The sequence below is a fragment of the Methylocella tundrae genome (genome assembly GCF_038024855.1).
Taxonomy (GTDB): domain Bacteria; phylum Pseudomonadota; class Alphaproteobacteria; order Rhizobiales; family Beijerinckiaceae; genus Methylocapsa; species Methylocapsa tundrae.
This window is the reverse complement of sequence record NZ_CP139089.1, coordinates 3,191,277-3,209,764: the sequence shown is the minus strand read 5'-3', so window position 1 is coordinate 3,209,764 and position 18,488 is coordinate 3,191,277. Positions and strand designations below refer to the sequence as shown.

The window sequence follows — 18,488 nt, the reverse complement described above, 5'->3', positions numbered from 1 at the left end:
CTTTCCGGATTCACTTCTTGTCCGCCAAGCTGGAAACGGAGAAAGCCGTGATGCAAAATTTGGAGACCGAGGCAAGCCGCCGAGGCGCCGCTCCGGTCAAGTCGCCGCCGCCTTCGCATCATGCGATGGTTGGCGACAGGACTGAACCAGAAGCTCGCTCAACCGCGATTTATATTGCGCAGATGGCGGCTGAACTGATCAAACTGGCGCGACGGGAGCGGCTCGATCTCCTGACCCATCTGCTTGAAATGGCAAAGCTCGAAGCCGAGTTTTCAGTGGGAGCGCGGTAAAGCCAAGGCTTTCGAAGCAGCCGCGCCCGCCGGTCTCGAACACCGGCCGGAAGCTTCGCCGGCCGGCCCGCGATGGCGCGCACCGGCAGCCTCGGCCATCGCGAGGCTTGCCGCAAGCGTCAGCGTTTCCCCGAAAGCCGCCGGCGGCTCAGAACGGGTTCCATGTCGACGTCGGCGTGAATTTCAAATAGCTGACGTTGAAGCCGAGCCGCGCCCCAAGCCCGGAGCGAATGGGGACGACATAGACGTCATCGTTGATAAGGGCTGTCATGCCGAAGCCGCCGACGAGATAGGCCGAGCCGTCGACGCCGCCATAGCGGCGGAAAATAGCGTTCGTGGCCGGAAGATTATAGACCAGCATCATGGTGCGGTCGCCGTCGGCGCCAGCGTCGAGGCCAAGCGAGGGGCCTTGCCAGAACACGTGCAGATCGCCGGCGTTGCGCGTGTGCATGACGCCTTCGCCATAGCGCAAGCCGCCGATGAACGCCCCGCCCGCCTCCTGGCCCAGAATATAGCCGTTGGGCTTGCCCCAGCGCCGCGTCGCCGCTTCGACAACCTCCGCGAGGCCGCGCGAGATCGACCCGAAAAATCGATGACCATTGGCGACGATCTCGTCGGGAGCATAATCAGCTGGCCGGTCGGGCGCGGGATTTGCCGCCGCGGCGATTGGCCTTAGCCCCAGAAAGGAGCCGCCAACAGCGATCGCCGCCATTTGCCGCGTGAACTCTCTTCGCGATTGCATTTTCGATCCTCTGCGAACCAGTTATGCGTTCGGGCGCGCGCTAAGCACGACGTCGAAAAGTCGAAAGCTGGTTTTCGGACGGCATCATGCTCTGGCTTATCGACGAGAGACGAATTTAAGACTTCGAACGGAAACCGTCCCTCCGCAGTCATCCGGCTCTAAATGCCAAATTTGACGCAATAGAGTTAACGAAGCGTTGAAAGATTGAATCAATGCAAGCGCGACGCGAAAAAATGATTCTCCGCGTCTTTTCGCGCGCGCGGCTTCGCGGCAAAGGAGAAAGACGCTCCTGGGGCCCAATCAGCGATCGGCGGCGCTCGATGGCTTAATCGCCTTGCGGTCTCCCCAGGCGACGAAAGGCCCGTTCCTGAACTGGAGGCCAGCCTTGCCATATCGCAGTGGATGCTGTTCGCGATCCAGCACGATTCCACCCGCGGCCCGCAGCACGGCGTCGCCCGCGGCCGTATCCCATTCCATCGTCTGGCCAAAGCGCGGATAGACGTCGGCGTCGCCTTCGGCGACGGCGCAGAACTTCAAGGACGATCCCGCCGCGCGCCGCTCCTTGATCGGCAGTTGGGCGAGAAAAGCCTCGGTCTCGGGATCCGAATGCGAACGGCTCGCCAGCGCGGTCAATCCTTGGGTCGGCGCGGGTCGCACATGGATTGCGCGGCGCTCCCCGATTGGCGGCAGGGTTGCGCCCGGCGCGATTTTGCAGGAGGTGGCCGTGGCGCCGCCGATCCAGATCTGCCCGAGGGCGGGGGCGTAGACGACGCCGGCGAGAGGCGCGCCATCGACGATCAGGCCGATATTGATCGTGAACTCCCCATTTCGGTTGAGGAACTCACGCGTGCCGTCGACTGGGTCCACGAGAATAAATGTCGAGCCCGCGACGGTCTTTTTGCCATGTGCGGCGGCTTCTTCGGCAAGGACAGGGAAACTTGGAAGGCGCTCCGCGAGACGCTCCAATATGATCGCCTCTGCATATTCGTCGGCGTCGCAGACGGGGCTTTTATCAGCCTTGCGGCGCGCGTGGCTGTCGGATGTATAGACCGACATGACCGCTATGGCGGCCTCAAGCGCGATTTCGGCAAAGATTTCGGCGATTGCGTCGCGATCGACGGATGCGCCGCCATGCGGCGCTCCGGCGAGCAAAGAGTTCATCTCGGTTGACATGAATATCCGTTTGTTCGGCGCGCAGACCATCGCCCAAAAAAGCAGCGGATCGAAGCGGCTCTGCTTTAGCCGCCGCGCGGTCGACTGGGGCTTATAGTAACGTACGGTCGGCGCGACGGATATAAAGTACTTTTCAATTATTTAATAAATCGCTTTAAGGATTGTGATGAACACTCGAACGGGACCAGCGCGCGTTTGCGGCCGTCCACCCTATTATTCCTCAGACTGAGCCCTTCAGCGCTTTAAGCTGAAGCATAGCCGCTCTGTTCCAGCGCGCTCGATTCGAGCTCCGCTCAAACTTACCGCATCGGCGACGCGGGTGACAAGACCGCTTCGGCTTGCGGACTCAGGCCTGCGCTTTTTCCATCATCTGCGTGAAACGCTGGAACAAATAATGGCTGTCGCGCGGGCCGGGCGAGGCTTCGGGATGATGCTGGACCGAAAACGCAGGCCGATCCAACAATTCAAGACCGCAATTCGACCCGTCGAACAAGGAGCGATGCGTCTCCCGCGCATGAGCGGGCAGGCTGGAGGCGTCGACCGCGAAGCCATGATTCATCGAGACGATCTCGACCTTGCCCGTGGTAAAATCCTGCACCGGATGATTGGCGCCATGATGCCCCTGGCGCATTTTCATCGTCCGCCCGCCAAGCGCCAGGGCCAGCATCTGATGTCCAAGACAGATGCCAAACGTCGGCACCTTCTTCTCAAGCAAAGCCTTGATGACGGGAACGGCGTATTTTCCCGTTTCAGCCGGATCGCCGGGACCATTCGACAGAAATACGCCATCCGGCTTCAGGGCGAGAATGTCCTCGGCCGTCGCCGTCGAAGGCGCAACCGTCACGTCGCAGCCGGCCTCGGTCAGCAATCGCAAGATGTTGCTCTTGACGCCATAGTCAATGGCGACAACCTTGAACTTGCCTCCCTCTTTGGAGCCATAGCCTTCGCCCTGCCTCCAGGGGGTCTGCGTCCAGTCATAGCGCTGCGTCGAGCCGACGCTCGGGACGAGGTCCATGCCCTCCAGCCCCGGCCATTGCGACGCCTTCGCGCGCAGATTCTCAATATCAAAAACGCCATCGGGCGAATGGGCGATCACCGCGTTCGGCATGCCGCGCTCGCGGATGCGCGTCGTCAGCGCGCGCGTGTCGACGCCGCTGAGGCCGATAATGCCCCGGCTCTTCAACCAGGCGTCGAAATGCCGCGTCGAGCGGTAATTCGAGGGATTCGTGATGGGCGCATGAACGATGACGCCGCGCGCCGCCGCGCTGGCGGCGGGATTGCTCGTTTCGATATCCTCCTCATTGGCGCCGACATTGCCAATATGGGGAAATGTGAAAGTGACGATCTGTCCTGCATAGGAGGGATCGGTGAGAATTTCCTGATAGCCGGTGATCGCGGTATTGAAACACACTTCGCCAACCGCCTCGCCCACCGCGCCGAGCCCCGCTCCTTCGAGAACAAGGCCGTCGGCGAGAACCAGAAGCGCGGTCGCGCGCGGTTCCTGCCAAAAACCCGGCGCTTTATCTTGATCCTGCGTCATGCTCACTCTACACCCATGCGCTCGTCCAGCGTCGCGCCCATCGGCGCGGCCGGCCTAATTCTAACAGTTCTATTTGGGACTTCGATGGGCGCGAAGCTAGAGGCAACGCCGGCTTGCGTCAATTCTTTAGCAAGGCGCGGGCGCTTCGCCAGATAGCGATCGCGCTCCTTATGTCATTGGTTTGACGCATGATTCTGGCGGCGAAAATGAGCCGTCGCCAGCCGCGTCATAGGCTCAAAAAGAAAAGGACCAGCGATGCGCGAACAATTCACGAGTCAGTTGAAGCTAGCGATGAAGGCCGGAGAAAGGCGGCGCGTCGACACAATCCGCATGATCACGGCGGCGCTGAAGGATAAGGACATCGAAGCGAGAGGCCTGGGCAAGAGCGTCGGCGACGACGACATCCTCGCCTTGCTGCAGAAAATGGTGAAGAGCCGCCAGGAATCGCTTGAGATCTACGAGAAGGCCGGACGCGCCGATCTCGCCGGCCAGGAGGCTGAGGAGATCGTCATCATCCGGAGTTTCTTGCCCGAGCCGATGGATGAGGCGGCCGTCGAGGCGGCGATCACTGAGGCCATCACTGAGACCGGCGCGGCCTCGATCAAGGATATGGGCAAGGTCGTCGCCGCGCTCAAAGCGAAATACGCCGGCCGAATGGACTTCGGCAAGGCCAGCGCTCTCGTCAAGGCAAAGCTTGGGCCAGCAGGCTGAACCTCACGCGTTGACGCGCAAAAACAGCTCCAGCTCCTCCGGCGCCATATGCGTCAGATTTTCCTCGGCGGGAAAATCACCGTCGTGAACATCGCGCACATAGGCGCGCGCCGCCTCGACCATGATCTGGCCGACATTCTGATAGCGCCGATTGTGCCGGAAGTTCTTTGGGCCAAACCCCAGAACATCCGTAATGACCAGAACCTGACCGTCAGTCTTGCGCCCCGCGCCGATCCCGATCGTCGGCGCCTTGACCGCGCGCGTCACCTCGGCGGCGACTTCTTCGGGGATCATTTCGAGCACGAGCAGCTTCATGCCGGCGCCATCCAGCGCGAGCGCGTCAGCCAGGAGCTTCGACGCATCCGTGGCCGAACGGCCTTTGACGCGCTTTTCAAGATGGTTTTGCGGCTCGAGCCCAAGATGGCAGCAGACCTCGATCGAGGCGCCCGCGAGCGCTTCGACGATCGCAAGATGCGCGCCCTCGAACTTCACAATATCGGCGCCGGCCTCGATCAGGCTTCGCGCGCTGGCGACCGCCGCGCCTGGCGAATCATAGCTCCCGAACGGCAGGTCGCCGATGACGACAGCCTCGGGCGCGCCCCGGCGCACCGCGGCTATATGATGGCGCATGTCGGCCAAAGTGACGTCACGCTCGCTCTTGTAGCCGAGCATGCTCACGCCGACGCTGTCGCCGACCAGGATCAGGTCGACCTCCGCCTCCGCCTGCGCGCGCGCCGTCGGAGCATCATAAGCGGTCAGCACCGCGATCGGCGCGCCGCGCCGCTTCATCTCAAAAAAACGCGCTGTTTTGCTCATCGGCGGTCACTTCCATATTGACCGCGAGCCAGGGAGGCGCCGGCGGCCTTCGGGATGACGCGATATATAGGAGCGATCCGAGGGACGGAACACTATTCGTGCAAAATTCGCGTGCGCCCCGGACGCGCTCCGGTGTTTGGGCGCGTCCGCTCAACATGCGCCTCAAAAAAATGTGTGCAGTGCAGCACTACCGCCCGCGCCCATCCGGTGATACCTTGGCAGTATCGTCATAGGGTTGATTTTGATTAATTTTCGCTTGCCTCTACTGATGCGGGAGAAAGTCGTCGAGCCAAGGCTGCGCGGCGTTCGCTTGCTCATTCCTGCTCTTCTGACGATCCTTTTCGCGCATGTGCTTTTGGGATCGGCGGCGCAGGCCGGTTTTGCCAAGCCCCTCTCCGCAAGCTTCTGGACCATTGCCTCGAGCGCGCATGAACCGGGTTCTTTCATGGAATCCCGCGCGGACGCGGGAATTGAGACTGAGACCGATCATTTGGATCGCTTCGCGTCGGAACGTTTCGCCGATGACGACGACGGAGCCTACCCCGATTTCTCAGCCCCTTTGCTCTTCGCGTTTTCCTGCCGCCGCGGCGGCTGCGTTCGCCTTCGGCCCTCGCGCGCATGCCTTCCAGCGTCTGGCGCCTATGATCCGCCGCTGCGCCCTCCCCCACTGACCGGCGCCTGATCCTGCCGCGAGTCGGCCGCCGCTTTTGGCGGCTGCAGCCGCGCGACGCCGCTCGCTCTTGACGCCAAGAGAGCGAGCAAGAGCAGGCCATCGCCAGACCCCGCGGCGCGTCTCAAAAGACCTTGACCTCCCAAATTTCAGCTGGGCGCCGACTGCGTCGCGCGCAAGCCGACGCGCGCCCCTTACCCGAGCGAGAAAACGCTATGGAAAGTCTCATCGAAGGTTTCAACCACTTCCAACAGTCCGTGTTCCCCGCGCAGCGGGCCGCCTATGAGCGCGCCGCGAAAGCGCAGACGCCGCATACGATGATCATCACCTGTTCGGATTCGCGCATCCTGCTGGAGCGGATCTTTTGCTGCGAGCTCGGCGAATTATTCGTCTATCGCAATGTCGGTAACATCGTTCCGCCCTATGGCCAGCAGGTCACCGGGGAGGCCGCCGCGATCGAATATGCGGTGAGCGCGCTGAAGGTCAGGCATATCGTGATTTGCGGCCATTCCGACTGCGGCGCGATGAAGGCGCTCGCCCACCCGCACGAGCTTGAGGACAAGCCCTCAACGGCCGCGTGGCTGAAACACGCCGAAACGGCGCGCCACATCGTCGCCCATCGCAAGCACGGCGCCGATCCGAACGCGCAGTCCCATGAGCTCTCTCATCTGATCGAGGAAAATGTGATGGCCCAGCTCGATCATTTGCGGACGATGCCGATCGTCGCTGCAAGGCTGGTCTCCGGCGATCTCCAGATCCACGGCTGGATCTACGATATCGCCAAAGCGGAGCTGCGCAGCTTCGACCCGGCCGCGCGCATGTTCAGCCTGATCGAACCATCGCAGCCCTATGGGCCGAGGCGCGAAGGCGCCCTCGCCGCGAGCTGAGCACAGCGCTCACGTTAAGGGGCGGGTCCGGCGTCCGGGCCCGCCCCACCGCCCATCTCTATCATTGGAAAGGTTCGCCATGCGCGCTTTCTTTGCACGCCGATCGTTTGCGGACGATCTTCTCGCCTCCGTCGTCGTCTTTCTTGTCGCTTTGCCCTTATGCATGGGCATTGCGATCGCCTCCGGCATGTCGGCCGCGAGCGGTCTCATCACCGGCATCGTGGGCGGCCTCGTCGTCGGTTTTCTCGCCGGCTCGCCGCTCCAGGTCAGCGGCCCGGCCGCGGGCCTCGCCGTGCTCGTCTTCGAGCTCGTTCGCACGCATGGCGTCGCCGCCCTCGGCCCGGTTGTCCTGCTCGCCGGGCTCATTCAGATCGGCGCGGGCCTTTTCCGCGTTGGCGTATGGTTCCGCATGACCTCGCCGGCGGTCGTCTACGGCATGCTGGCCGGCATCGGCATTCTGATCGTCGCCTCGCAATTGCATGTCCTCGTCGACGCCGCGCCGCGCGCCAGCGGGCTCGACAATCTTCTCGCCATTCCTGAGGCGCTGCTCGGCGCCGGAGCCGGCGATGGCCTGATCGCGGGGTCTCTCGGATTGGCGACGATCGGGCTGATGCTCGCCTGGGAGAAGCTGCGGCCGGCGGCTTTGCGGGCTCTGCCGGGCGCCCTCATCGCCGTCGTCATCATCGCGGGTCTCGCGCAGGCGCTTTCGCTCGACGTTAAATATGTCGACATCCCCGCCAATCTGTTCGATTCGGCGCAATTCGTCTCACTCTCGACGCTCGCCTTCTGGCTCGATCCCAAGATCATCGTCACCGCCCTCGCCTTCGCCTTCATCGCCAGCGCGGAAACGCTGCTGTCGGCAGCCGCCGTCGACCGGATGCACGACGGCCCGCGCACGCAATATGATCGCGAACTCGCCGCCCAGGGCGTCGGCAACGCAATCTGCGGCGCGCTTGGCGCGCTGCCGATGACCGGCGTTATCGTGCGTAGCGCCGCCAATGTTCAGGCTGGCGCGAAAACGAGGGCGTCCGCGATTCTGCACGGCGCCTGGATTCTCGCTTTCGCCCTGCTCGCGCCCGGCCTCCTGCGCTCCATTCCGGTCTCATGTCTTGCGGGCATCCTCGTCTATACCGGCTTCAAGATGCTAAGCCCGGCCCATCTGCGCCAGCTTCGAGCCTATGGCTATGGCGCCATGGGCGTTTACGCCGCAACGGCGATTGCGATCGTCGCGACCGACCTGCTGACCGGCGTGCTGGTCGGCTTCGCCCTGTCGCTGTTTCGCCTGTCGCTGCGCTCCGCGGCGCTCGACGTCAGGCTCGTCGATTCGCCCAAGCCCGGCGAAGCGAGGCTTCATCTCGACGGCGCGGCGACATTCCTCAAGGCTCCCGCGTTGGCCAACGCCCTCGACAAAGTGCCGGCCGATACGGTTCTGCATGTCGTCATCGACCGCCTGACCCATATCGATCACGCCGCGCTCGAACTTTTGCGCGACTGGGGCAAGAACGCCGGCGCGCGCGGCTGCGCGCTTGTCGTCGATTGGCCGGCGCTGCAAAGCCGCACGGAAGGCGCAAGGCAGGCCGCCTAGAGCGCTTTTCGATCAGAAATCGATCCATATTTAAAAGCTTGAGCATATTCTTGTCGATCAGATCGACCGATCTGATCGGAATATGCTCTGGGACATGACGCCGAAAAGTGGAAACCGGATTTCGGACGACATCATGCTCTAGCTTATTGAGGAGCGCATTATCGCAGCGCTCCTCAAGGCGGGTTGGGGCGGGTTGACGCCGGAGGAGGCGCTGAGCGCCTCCTCCGGCGGATCCTGCGCGCAGCGGAGCAGAATCGCCGGCGACCGCGTTACGCGACCGCTGCGACCCTGGCGGGGGCGGCGAGGGAAGGCCCGAACAGTTTGCGTATGAAACGCCGCCCCCGTTCGACGCCGGGCCGTTCGACGCACCAATAGGTGATCGTCGCCAGAAGCATCGTTAGGCCAAGGGCGGGGAAGCCCAGCAACGCGAGCCGGACTTGCGGCGACAGCGCTTCGAACTGCGGAAATCCCAACAAAAATTCCTGTGCTTTATCAATGACAAAGATATGCAACAGATAGCCGCTATAACTAATTTTGCCGGCGTAACAGAAGAACGGATTGACGAGGCCCTTGAACGGAAAGGTCGCAAGCGCGTAGACGAGCAGCGCATAAGCGACGCCATAACCAATGTGGCCCGGAATTCCAGCAATCATTTCGACCCGGCCGGTCCATCGCATCGGTAAGCAGATGAGAACGACCAAGGCCACGGCGATGCCCGCGCGACGGCGCGGCCCGGCGGGCAAACAGGCTTCAATTCTTCGCAGTTTGGCGCGTTCCGCCCCCATGAGAAGGCCCAGGATTATCCCACAGAAAAAGACCGGCAATTGCGTGGGCAAGGAAAAATAAGCGAACTGGCTCATCAAACCCGGAGGCTCCGAGGGAAGGAGCCATGAGCCAAGGCCTTTGATCGCGGGAGACGCCGCGATCGCGATCAAGAGAGAGAGAACAAAGAGCGGAACGGCGCGCTTCAGCGTGCGAGCCCAGGCGAAGATCAGCGGCAGCAACAGATAGAATTGCATTTCGACCGCCACCGACCAGCCGCCGGGAACAACGCTATTCAGGGCGTCGGGGTCGAAGCCATGCAGGAAAAGCGACGCGACGGCGATGTCGTGTGTTTCGAGTCCGTTCGGCGCTCCCCATCTTGGTCCGAAACCCAGAACGACGGCATAAAGAACGATGGCGCACCAAAACATCGGCGCGACGCGGCAGAGACGGCGGATGAAATAAGCCCTTAGCGGCGCGGCGTCGTTCTTCGTGCGATTTGTCATGGAGTTGAAAAGGGTCAACGCCGAGACGACAAAAAACAGTTGAACGCCGGAAAAACCCCGCCCCAGAATATCCCCGAGCAGATTCGGAAGGTTTTCGATAGACTTACTTGCATGGAACCAGAATACAAGAAAAAACGCCAGCCCCCTGAGCGCATCTATGTAATGGACGTGGCCTTTTTCTTCGTTAGGTAATGCCATTAAGATTTTTTCAGCTCGCGCGCCACGAAGTTTGATACGGTGACCCATCGTTGCATATTATTGTTTTTTGAATGGATGAGGCGCGGATGCCTGTTCGCATTTTCCGAAAGAAATACACGATTTAAGACTATTTGAAGGAGGTGTTTTCTAAATTAAATTTTCATTCGCGCCGTCAGGACGTCGGCCACGAGAAGCAGCAGGCATGGTCCGCTCTCGGATTTTCGATGGCGGCCGCTTGCTCAGCCGCGCAAATCCGTTCAATCAGGCCGGAGGCGCCGAGGCTTAAAAGTCAGGGGCCATGTGTATAGCCGGGACAAGCGCGAAAGAGCGTTGCGTGGAACCGCCTCATCCGCGACACTGGATCTTGAAGAACGCCCATGCGATTTCCGCCCTCCTTTCTCGACGACGTCAAAGCCCGCCTCCCGGTCTCCGAGGTTGTGCGCCGGCGCGTGAAGCTGGTGCGGTCGGGACGCGAATGGAAGGGGCTCTCGCCCTTCAACACGGAAAAGACGCCATCCTTTTTCGTCAATGACCAGAAAATGGCGTGGTTCGACCTGTCGGCCGGCAAAAACGGCAATATCTTCGACTTTGTCATGGAAACGGAGGGGCTGAGCTTCCCCGAGGCCGTCGAACGTCTCGCGGGGGAGGCGGGGCTGCCGCTTCCCCAGCTCTCGCCCGAAGCGGACGCGCAGGAGCAAAAGCGGGCCGGGCTGCATGAGGCGCTGAATATGGCGGCGGATTACTTTTCCGCTCAGCTGAAGGGACCGTCCGGCCATCGTGCGCGGGAGTATCTGGCCCAAAGAGGCCTTGCGGAAAAAATGCAAAAGCAGTTCCGGCTCGGCTTCTCGCTGCCGGAGAAATTCGCTCTGCGCGATCACCTCGCCGCCAAGGGCGTCTCAAAAGAGGTCATGATCGAGGCCGGGCTTTTGATCCACGGCGAGGACATCGCCGTCCCATACGATCGATTCCGCGACCGCATCATGTTTCCGATCTGCGACCGTTCCGGCCGGCCGATCGCTTTTGGCGGCCGCGCGCTCGCCAAGGACGTCGCCGCGAAATATCTGAATTCGCCGGAAACCCCGCTCTTCCATAAGGGAGCCGTGCTTTACAATCATCATCAGGCGCGCAAAGCGGCGCATGACTCGGGGCAGGTCATCGTCGTCGAAGGCTATGTCGACGTCATCGCCATGGCCTCGGCCGGCCTTGCCGGGACCGTCGCGCCGCTCGGAACGGCTCTGACGCCGGATCAGGCCGAGCTTTTGTGGAAAATGGCGGAAGAGCCGATCCTCTGTTTCGACGGCGACAAAGCCGGGCGCAAGGCGGCCTATCGGGCGATCGACATGGCCTTGCCCCTCATCGGGCCCGGCCGTTCACTGCGTTTTGCGCTATTGCCGGAGGGCGAGGACCCTGACGATCTGATCCGGTCCGGCGGCGCGGGGGCGATGACGGATGTGTTGTCGCGGGCGCTGCCGCTCGCCGAGCTGATCTGGCTGCGGGAAACCGAAGGACAGGATCTTGCGACGCCCGAGCGCCGCGCCGGGCTTGAGCGCCGCCTTGGCGAGATCGCGCGCGAAATCAAGGATGAGACGCTGCGCCGCTATTATCAGGCGGACTTCAAGGATCGTCTTTTCAGATTATTCGACCAGCGGCGCCAGCGCCCGGTTCAGTCGCGGGAGGGGCAGAGCCGGCCGCGCGAAGGGCAGAGCCGGCATGGCGCCTTTGGGGCGCGCCCCGGCTTTTCGCGCGATGGCTTTTCGCGCGAGACGAAGGACCAGTCGCCACCGAGGGCGAGCATGAACCTCTCGCAATCGCCGCTTTTTCGCTCCGACAAAGCCAGCCTGCCGCCGCGCGAGGCTCTGATTCTTCTGATCCTGCTCAATCACCCCGGCCTTCTGGAGCGACATCTCGAGGCGATCGCGGAGATCGAGTTCGCCAATGCGGAGGCGGGCGCCTTGCGAGGCAGGCTGCTCGATTGCGCCGGTTCAGGCGCTCTCGATGAAATCGGCCTTCGCGGAGCGCTCGAGGGCGCAGGCTTCTCGGCGATCCTGAGAAAGCTTGACGCTTTGGCCGCGCATTCGTCGCACTGGTACGTAAAGGCCGGCGCGGCCGAAGCCGACGCCGAAGAAGTTCTAAAGCAGGCCTTGACCTTGCATCGCCGCGCCCGCAGTCTACATAAGGATCTTCACATTGCCGAGATGGCCCTTGCCGTAGAGGCGACTGACGCCAACTTGGCGCGTCTCATGGACATTCAAGAGCAATTGCTCGCGCTGAGCGGGACGGAGGCGACGGTTGAGGGGTTTGGCGCATCGTCTGGCCGCTCGGGGGGGACATTGTGACGGCGGGTCTTTGACTCCCGCAAATCCGATCATGTAGAAGGACGGGCGACCACCGGACGGCGACGTTCGGTCGCGGCGGGCCGCGCTCACGTTTTCAGGATGGGCGAGGTTGCGCGCAAGGGTCTCAACTTCAAATAGTCGGGTGAATTCAGTCCGTTCGGCTTGACGAATTTTCGCATCTTCACAATCTGATGAGTTATCGCGATTTCAAAGCCTGTCACGTTCTTGACGCCCAACGGAGCCGGGGCCGCCGCGTGCGGTTTTTGCCGGGCGGTTGATCGCGGTTTTGAATAAGGCCTCCTGGCTGCGGCTTGGCTTTATGTCCCAAAGACGCCGATTCGACGGGACGCTCGGACGAGGCGATATCGAATGTGTGCGCCGGCTTCGGAACCGGAGCGGGCTGAGCTGACTGAACGTCAGTCGAGTTTTTTAACGGCGGAGGCCATGGATGGCGAAGAAGGATAACGAGAAGACCGAAGCGGAAGGCGGTGCGGTGGAGACCGCCGACAGCCCCCTGCTCGATCTATCCGACGCCGCCGTCAAGCGGATGATCAAGGCTGCAAAAAAACGCGGCTTTGTGACTTATGCTGAATTGAACGCCGTGCTTCCCTCCGAAGAGGTCAATTCCGAGCAGATCGAAGACATTCTCGCGATGCTGAACGAAATGGGCATCAATGTCGTCGAGACGGAGGACCAGGAAGAGGGCGAGGGCGAGGAAGCCGCCGAGGAGGAAGAGGCCGAAGGGGGCGACCTCGTCGAGGTCGCTCAGCAGAAGGCCGTCGCCATTCGTTCGTCGGAGCCGGCGGATCGCACGGACGATCCCGTTCGCATGTATCTGCGGGAAATGGGCTCCGTCGAGCTTTTGTCGCGAGAGGGCGAAATCGCCATCGCGAAACGCATCGAGGCCGGACGCGAGGCGATGATCGCCGGCCTTTGCGAAAGCCCGCTGACGTTCCAGGCGATCATCATCTGGCGCGATGAATTGAACGACAGCAAAGTGCTGCTGCGCGACATCATCGACCTCGAAGCGACCTATGCCGGTCCTGACGGGCGCAACACGCCGAAGATCGACATGACGGCGCCGGGAGCGGCGGAACTCCTCGCGGAGCAGCAGGCGGCCCCGGCGACGGCGCCTCTCAATCCGCCCGCAAGGCTCCGGCCGGCGGGCGAGGAAGGCGTCGATCCGCCGATCCCCGAAGACGTCTTCGATGAAGAAGACGATATGGAGAACTCGGTTTCGCTCTCCGCGATGGAGGCTGAACTCAAGCCCAAGGTTCTGGACACCTTCGACCGCGTCGCCGACGCCTATAAGAAGCTGCGCCGCCTGCAGGATCAGAATGTCGAGAACAAGCTCAAGAACGAGACGCTGAGCCCCTCGCAGGAGCGCAAATACAAGACTCTCAAGAAGGAAATCGTCACCGACGTCAAATCGCTTTCGCTCAACCCGAACCGCATCGAGGCGCTGGTCGAGCAGCTTTATGACATCAACAAGCGCCTGATCGGCCTTGAAACCAGACTTTTGCGGCTCGCCGAGGGCTGCGGCGTCACCCGTGAGGACTTTCTCAAGAATTATCAGAATTCCGAACTCGATCCGAAGTGGCTGCTGCGCGTCTCAAAGCTTGGCGGTCGCGGATGGAAGGATTTTGTCGCCAGCGCGAAGGATGCGATCAAGGATCTCCTGAACGAGATTCACGCTCTCGCCACCGAGACGGGTCTCGAAATTCAGGAATTCCGCAAGATCGTCCATATGGTGCAAAAGGGCGAGCGGGAGGCGCGGCAGGCCAAGAAGGAAATGGTCGAGGCGAACCTTCGCCTGGTGATTTCCATCGCCAAGAAATACACCAATCGCGGCCTGCAGTTCCTGGATCTGATCCAGGAAGGCAATATCGGCCTGATGAAAGCCGTCGATAAATTCGAGTACCGTCGCGGCTACAAATTCTCGACCTATGCGACCTGGTGGATCAGGCAGGCGATCACCCGCAGCATTGCCGATCAGGCAAGAACGATCCGCATTCCGGTCCATATGATCGAGACGATCAACAAGATCGTGCGCACCTCGCGGCAGATGCTGCATGAGATCGGGCGCGAGCCGACGCCTGAGGAACTCGCCGAAAAGCTCGCCATGCCGCTCGAAAAAGTGCGCAAGGTGCTGAAGATCGCAAAGGAGCCGATCTCGCTCGAGACCCCGATTGGCGACGAGGAGGATTCGCATCTTGGCGACTTCATCGAGGACAAGAACGCGATTTTGCCGATCGACGCCGCGATTCAGTCGAACCTGCGCGAAACCACGACGCGCGTTCTCGCTTCGCTGACGCCGCGCGAGGAGCGCGTGCTGCGCATGCGCTTCGGCATCGGCATGAACACCGATCACACGCTGGAAGAGGTCGGCCAGCAGTTCTCCGTGACGCGCGAGCGCATCCGGCAGATCGAGGCCAAGGCCTTGCGCAAGCTGAAGCATCCCTCGCGCTCGCGCAAGCTGCGCAGTTTCCTCGACAACTGACGCATGAGCGCCCTCCGGCGCTTGCGTAACTGCTTATGCGCCAAACAGAAGGGACCACAAGCGACGCCCCGGCGGCGTTCGTGGTCCGTCAGTGTCATGCCTGGGTCCGTGGCGAGAGGCTGATGGCGCGACTGAGAGTCGCGCCTCCTCGCGTCAGACCGCGCGCGGTTAATGCCCGACCGTGAAGAGCTGCTGATGCAGCGCGTCGGGTATCTTGTCCTCAGGTATGGCGACCATCGTGTGGCCATCCATCTTCACGACATAGACCGTGGCCTTGCCGCCGTCGGCCATCGTGACTTCCTGCGATTTGATCATTTCCACTTTCATCATTTTGCCGTGCTTGGCTTCGGCGGCGAGGGCGAAGAGGACGGCGGCTGTTACGAGAGCAGCCGTGATTAAGCGCTTAGGCATGAAATCCTCCTTGTAGCTGGAAACGTTAGTCTTCAATTTAGCGCAAGAGGTCGTTCAGACTGCTCGCGGTTTTTATTGCGGGGACTGCCGGCCCCGCTCATCCATCAGGGAGATCAGCGCCGAACCGGCGCTTTGGAGTATGTTTTTTCAGCAGTACATGATGTGTACCATTTTCGTTTCATTTGGCCAGATGGCTTGAGCCAAAGGCTGTCATTTCGTCTGCTTTGGTAGACGGACTTCGCCCCGCGACTCTGCGGCGGCCCGGCCGGGCCGTGGGTCGCAGTTCGCCGTCAAAACAATCTTCGCCGCGAACCGCGATATGTTACGTCGCGCTTCCGGCGGATGACGCGCCGGAGCTCTTGCGGCCGAGGCTCTGCTTAAATTGACTTCGCTGCTTTCTTGCCCCTATAAGGCTCGCGATTTTCCGGCTCCCTTGATGCGCGTCAGCGGCGTCTTTCAGAAGCAGCCGGTTCTGTTCAGCGAAGCTGGTCCGTCGCCAGCGCGCCGCAAAGCTTGCCGGCGCGTCTGGACGCCCGCCTGTTCGAGATGGAGCATTTGAAGTGAAGCGGACATATCAACCGAGCAAGCTCGTTCGTAAACGCCGGCACGGGTTTCGCGCCCGGATGGCGACTGTGGGCGGGCGGCGCATCATCGCAGCGCGCCGCGCGCGCGGCCGCAAGAAACTGTCCGCCTGAGTTTTTGCAGAGGCCGCGCGAGGCGGCGCTGTTCAAAGCATTGAGGCAAGGCGGCGAGTATATGACGAAGGATTCTCGGAATCTTTATCTTGCGATCGGTCTGTCGTGTCTTGTGATCGTTGGCTGGAGCTATTTCTTTGCGCCGAAGCCCGATCGGGCGCGGCAGTTTGCGCAGCAGCAGGCGCAGACGGCGCCGGGCGCCGCGCCCTCCTCTTCACCCTCGGCCGCCGGCGCGCCGCAGGACGCGGTTTCGCGCGATCTCTCCGCGCTTGACGCCGCGGCGCCGCAAACCCGCGCTGAGGCCCTGGCTGATTCGCCGCGCGTCAAAATCGAGACGCCGGCGATTTTTGGCTCGCTGGCGCTGAAGGGCGCGCGCATCGACGACGTCGCGCTGAAGGCCTACCGCGAGACGGTCGATCCAGACAGCCCGAACATCGTCCTGCTGTCGCCGCCCGGCGCGCCCGACGCCTATTACGCCGAGGCCGGCTTTCTCTCGGGCGCCGGCGCGGCGCTGGCGCTGCCCCGCGCCGACACGCTCTGGCGCGCCGACCGCGACACGCTGACGCCGCAAACGCCGGTGACGCTGAGCTATGACAATGGCCAGGGCCTCGTCTTCCATCGCCAGATCGCGGTCGACGAACGCTATATGTTCACCATTCGCGACAGCGTCGAGAACAAGTCGGACAAGCCGGTCACGCTCGCCCCTTACGCGCTGGTGGCGCGGCACGGCCTGCCGAAAACGGTGAATTATTCGGTGCTGCATGAAGGTTTCGTCGGCGTCATCGGCGACGGCGGCGTCGAGGAGATCAAATACGACAAGATCGAGAAAGAGGATCACGCCGCGAAAACGCTGTCAGGCGTCGGCGGCTGGCTCGGCTTTACCGACAAATATTGGGCCGCCGCCGTCATCCCGGACCAGAAGGAGACGATCGAGGCGCGCTTTTCGGCCGGGCTGACAGGGCCGATCAAAAGCTATCGCGCCGATTTCGTCGGCCCGGCGCAGGTGATATCGCCAGGCGCGTCGAGCGAGGCGACGAGCCGCCTCTTCGCCGGGGCGAAGGAAGTGCATACGCTCGACGCCTATCAGGCCGATCTCGGCATCAAGAAATTCGAGCTGCTGATCGACTGGGGCTGGTTCTACTTCATCACCCGGCCGATGTTCCAGCTGTTGCACTTCCTTTATACGCTGACCGGCAATTTCGGCGTCGCCATCCTGATCGCCACGGTGATCGTCAAGGGCCTGTTCTTCCCGCTCGCCAGCAAGAGCTATCTGTCGATGGCCAAGATGAAGGCGGTCGCGCCGCAGATCGCCGCCATCAGGGATAAATATCCTGAAGACAAGATGAAGCAGCAGCAGGAAACCATGGCGCTTTACAAGCGCGAGAAGATCAATCCGGTGTCGGGCTGCCTGCCGATGCTGATCCAGATCCCGGTGTTCTTCGCGCTTTATAAGGTTTTATTCGTCACCATCGAGATGCGGCATGCGCCCTTCTTTGGCTGGATCAAGGATCTCTCCGCCCCCGATCCGACCAATATTTTCAATCTGTTCGGGCTTTTGCCTTTCGACCCGACGCAAATCCCGATGATCGGCCATTTCCTTGCGCTCGGCGTCTGGCCGCTCATCATGGGCGTCACCATGTTCGTGCAGATGAAGGCGAACCCCGAGCCGGCCGATCCGACGCAAAAACAGATCTTCACCTGGATGCCGGTGATCTTCACCTTCACCCTCGGCGGCTTTCCCTCCGGCCTCGTCATCTACTGGGCCTGGAACAATACCCTCTCCGTCGCCCAGCAGACGCTCATCATGAAAAGAGCCGGCGTCAAAATAGAGCTCTTCGACAATATCGCCGGAATGTTCAGAAAAAAGGCCACGAGTTAGAGCATATTCCGATCAGATCGGTTCGATCTGATCGGCAAGAATATGCTCAAGCTTTTGAATCTGGAGCGATTTCTGATCGATCGAATGACCCCATTCGATCGGAAATTCTAACGCGCATAAAGTTTGGCGTTCTGCGCCACATGCGCCTGCCAGCCGCGCCGCTCGAGCTCGGGATCGGCGTGCTCTTCCTCGGGAAATCCGACGCAGAGATAGGCGATCAGCTTCCAGCTCTCCGGCGCGTCGACCGATCTTGCAAGCTCCAGCGGATCGATGATCGACACCCAGCCAACGCCGAGCCCATGCGCGCGCGCCGCCAGCCAAAAAGTATGGACCGCCGCGACGACGGAATAATCCAGCATCTCCGGCATGGTTTTGCGGCCGAGCCCCATGCCCGCCCCGGTCGCGTGATCGCAGAATACGGCAAGATGCACCGGCGCTTCATGCAGCCCCGCGAGCTTCAGCCGGGCATAGAGCGCCGCGCGCTCGCCCTCATAAGCTTCGAGCGCCGCCGCATTGCAGGCGTTGAAATTGGCGATCACGGCCTGCCGCCGCGCCGCGCTTTCGACACTGATGAAGCGCCACGGCTGACTATTGCCGACGGAAGGCGAATGCGCGGCGATTTCGAGCAGATCCTCGATCAGCGTGATGGCGATCGGGTCCGTCTTGAAGCGGCGAACGTCGCGCCGCCATTTGAACAGATCCTCAAGGCGCCGGATAAAATCCGCGTCGAAGGTCGGGGGCGCATCGTCGAGGCAGCCGGTCAAGGCCGGCTTCCCCACGGCCGCGC

The 18,488-nt window shown here is 61.7% G+C and carries 16 protein-coding genes; 9 read left to right on the top strand and 7 right to left on the bottom strand.

All coding sequences use genetic code 11. The annotated features are described in order from the left end of the window. Positions 1 to 50: 50 nt before the first annotated feature. Entirely contained in the window at positions 51 to 290 is a 240-nt protein-coding gene (locus tag SIN04_RS17055) for a hypothetical protein (protein ID WP_134491133.1), read from the top strand. A 148-nt stretch (positions 291 to 438) separates the two neighbouring features. On the opposite strand, the gene SIN04_RS17050 is transcribed toward SIN04_RS17055, so the two are convergent. The 3 genes from SIN04_RS17050 to carA all read right to left on the bottom strand — a co-directional run bounded on the left by SIN04_RS17050 (position 439) and on the right by carA (position 3,745). Further along, positions 439 to 1,032, bottom strand: a complete 594-nt coding sequence (locus tag SIN04_RS17050) for a DUF1134 domain-containing protein (protein WP_134491131.1) — start codon at positions 1,030 to 1,032, stop codon at positions 439 to 441. Between the two features lie 300 nt (positions 1,033 to 1,332). Then, entirely contained in the window at positions 1,333 to 2,205 is an 873-nt protein-coding gene (cysQ, locus tag SIN04_RS17045; RefSeq protein WP_341264090.1) for a 3'(2'),5'-bisphosphate nucleotidase CysQ, read from the bottom strand. Between the two features lie 346 nt (positions 2,206 to 2,551). Next, entirely contained in the window at positions 2,552 to 3,745 is a 1,194-nt protein-coding gene (gene carA, locus SIN04_RS17040) for a glutamine-hydrolyzing carbamoyl-phosphate synthase small subunit (protein WP_134491129.1), read from the bottom strand. Positions 3,746 to 4,000: 255 nt separating this feature from the next. Here carA and SIN04_RS17035 point away from each other — a divergent pair, with 255 nt between their 5' ends. Continuing rightward, positions 4,001 to 4,456 carry a GatB/YqeY domain-containing protein gene (locus SIN04_RS17035; protein ID WP_134491127.1) on the top strand — a complete coding sequence of 152 codons (456 nt, stop codon included), beginning with the start codon at positions 4,001 to 4,003 and terminating at the stop codon, positions 4,454 to 4,456. 3 nt (positions 4,457 to 4,459) lie between these two features. On the opposite strand, the gene panB is transcribed toward SIN04_RS17035, so the two are convergent. Further along, positions 4,460 to 5,272, bottom strand: a complete 813-nt coding sequence (panB, locus tag SIN04_RS17030; RefSeq protein WP_134491125.1) for a 3-methyl-2-oxobutanoate hydroxymethyltransferase — start codon at positions 5,270 to 5,272, stop codon at positions 4,460 to 4,462. A 268-nt stretch (positions 5,273 to 5,540) separates the two neighbouring features. Between panB and SIN04_RS17025 the strand changes: the two genes are divergently transcribed. The 3 genes from SIN04_RS17025 (at position 5,541) to SIN04_RS17015 (ending at position 8,414) form a co-directional block, all read left to right on the top strand. Continuing rightward, positions 5,541 to 5,954 (top strand): hypothetical protein, encoded by a 414-nt coding sequence (locus SIN04_RS17025; RefSeq protein ID WP_341264089.1) that lies wholly within the window; start codon positions 5,541 to 5,543, stop codon positions 5,952 to 5,954. A gap of 203 nt (positions 5,955 to 6,157) precedes the next feature. Next, on the top strand, positions 6,158 to 6,829 hold the full coding sequence (locus tag SIN04_RS17020) for a carbonic anhydrase (RefSeq protein ID WP_134491123.1): 672 nt from the start codon (positions 6,158 to 6,160) through the stop codon (positions 6,827 to 6,829). A 79-nt stretch (positions 6,830 to 6,908) separates the two neighbouring features. Further along, entirely contained in the window at positions 6,909 to 8,414 is a 1,506-nt protein-coding gene (locus tag SIN04_RS17015) for a SulP family inorganic anion transporter (RefSeq protein WP_134491121.1), read from the top strand. A 269-nt stretch (positions 8,415 to 8,683) separates the two neighbouring features. On the opposite strand, the gene SIN04_RS17010 is transcribed toward SIN04_RS17015, so the two are convergent. Beyond that, positions 8,684 to 9,880, bottom strand: a complete 1,197-nt coding sequence (locus SIN04_RS17010; protein ID WP_166795970.1) for an acyltransferase family protein — start codon at positions 9,878 to 9,880, stop codon at positions 8,684 to 8,686. A 377-nt stretch (positions 9,881 to 10,257) separates the two neighbouring features. Here SIN04_RS17010 and dnaG point away from each other — a divergent pair, with 377 nt between their 5' ends. Further along, positions 10,258 to 12,216 carry a DNA primase gene (gene dnaG, locus SIN04_RS17005; RefSeq protein ID WP_134491117.1) on the top strand — a complete coding sequence of 653 codons (1,959 nt, stop codon included), beginning with the start codon at positions 10,258 to 10,260 and terminating at the stop codon, positions 12,214 to 12,216. 448 nt (positions 12,217 to 12,664) lie between these two features. Continuing rightward, on the top strand, positions 12,665 to 14,716 hold the full coding sequence (gene rpoD, locus SIN04_RS17000; protein WP_174513167.1) for an RNA polymerase sigma factor RpoD: 2,052 nt from the start codon (positions 12,665 to 12,667) through the stop codon (positions 14,714 to 14,716). Between the two features lie 168 nt (positions 14,717 to 14,884). Here rpoD and SIN04_RS16995 read toward each other — a convergent pair whose 3' ends face one another. After that, the gene (locus SIN04_RS16995) at positions 14,885 to 15,127 is read right to left on the bottom strand and encodes a hypothetical protein (RefSeq protein ID WP_134491113.1); all 243 of its coding nucleotides are present in this window, start codon (positions 15,125 to 15,127) and stop codon (positions 14,885 to 14,887) included. A 560-nt stretch (positions 15,128 to 15,687) separates the two neighbouring features. Here SIN04_RS16995 and rpmH point away from each other — a divergent pair. Together rpmH and yidC are read left to right on the top strand one after the other, a co-directional pair. Then, entirely contained in the window at positions 15,688 to 15,822 is a 135-nt protein-coding gene (rpmH, locus tag SIN04_RS16990) for a 50S ribosomal protein L34 (RefSeq protein ID WP_012590238.1), read from the top strand. Positions 15,823 to 15,883: 61 nt separating this feature from the next. Continuing rightward, positions 15,884 to 17,701 carry a membrane protein insertase YidC gene (gene yidC, locus SIN04_RS16985; RefSeq protein ID WP_341264088.1) on the top strand — a complete coding sequence of 606 codons (1,818 nt, stop codon included), beginning with the start codon at positions 15,884 to 15,886 and terminating at the stop codon, positions 17,699 to 17,701. Between the two features lie 107 nt (positions 17,702 to 17,808). Here the strand turns inward: yidC and bluB are convergent, their stop codons facing one another. Further along, positions 17,809 to 18,465, bottom strand: coding sequence for a 5,6-dimethylbenzimidazole synthase (gene bluB, locus SIN04_RS16980; protein WP_134491109.1), 657 nt, complete (start codon positions 18,463 to 18,465; stop codon positions 17,809 to 17,811). Between the last annotated feature and the right edge of the window lie 23 nt (positions 18,466 to 18,488).

Coding starts and splice junctions, on each gene's coding strand:
- yidC (WP_341264088.1), top strand. CDS start 15,884: ATGACGAAGGATTCTCGGAATCTTTATCTTGCGATCGGTCTGTCGTGT.
- dnaG (WP_134491117.1), top strand. CDS start 10,258: ATGCGATTTCCGCCCTCCTTTCTCGACGACGTCAAAGCCCGCCTCCCG.
- carA (WP_134491129.1), bottom strand. CDS start 3,745: ATGACGCAGGATCAAGATAAAGCGCCGGGTTTTTGGCAGGAACCGCGC.
- SIN04_RS17025 (WP_341264089.1), top strand. CDS start 5,541: ATGCGGGAGAAAGTCGTCGAGCCAAGGCTGCGCGGCGTTCGCTTGCTC.
- panB (WP_134491125.1), bottom strand. CDS start 5,272: ATGAGCAAAACAGCGCGTTTTTTTGAGATGAAGCGGCGCGGCGCGCCG.
- cysQ (WP_341264090.1), bottom strand. CDS start 2,205: ATGTCAACCGAGATGAACTCTTTGCTCGCCGGAGCGCCGCATGGCGGC.
- SIN04_RS17035 (WP_134491127.1), top strand. CDS start 4,001: ATGCGCGAACAATTCACGAGTCAGTTGAAGCTAGCGATGAAGGCCGGA.
- SIN04_RS17050 (WP_134491131.1), bottom strand. CDS start 1,032: ATGCAATCGCGAAGAGAGTTCACGCGGCAAATGGCGGCGATCGCTGTT.
- SIN04_RS17010 (WP_166795970.1), bottom strand. CDS start 9,880: ATGGCATTACCTAACGAAGAAAAAGGCCACGTCCATTACATAGATGCG.
- SIN04_RS17020 (WP_134491123.1), top strand. CDS start 6,158: ATGGAAAGTCTCATCGAAGGTTTCAACCACTTCCAACAGTCCGTGTTC.
- SIN04_RS17055 (WP_134491133.1), top strand. CDS start 51: ATGCAAAATTTGGAGACCGAGGCAAGCCGCCGAGGCGCCGCTCCGGTC.
- SIN04_RS16995 (WP_134491113.1), bottom strand. CDS start 15,127: ATGCCTAAGCGCTTAATCACGGCTGCTCTCGTAACAGCCGCCGTCCTC.
- rpoD (WP_174513167.1), top strand. CDS start 12,665: ATGGCGAAGAAGGATAACGAGAAGACCGAAGCGGAAGGCGGTGCGGTG.
- SIN04_RS17015 (WP_134491121.1), top strand. CDS start 6,909: ATGCGCGCTTTCTTTGCACGCCGATCGTTTGCGGACGATCTTCTCGCC.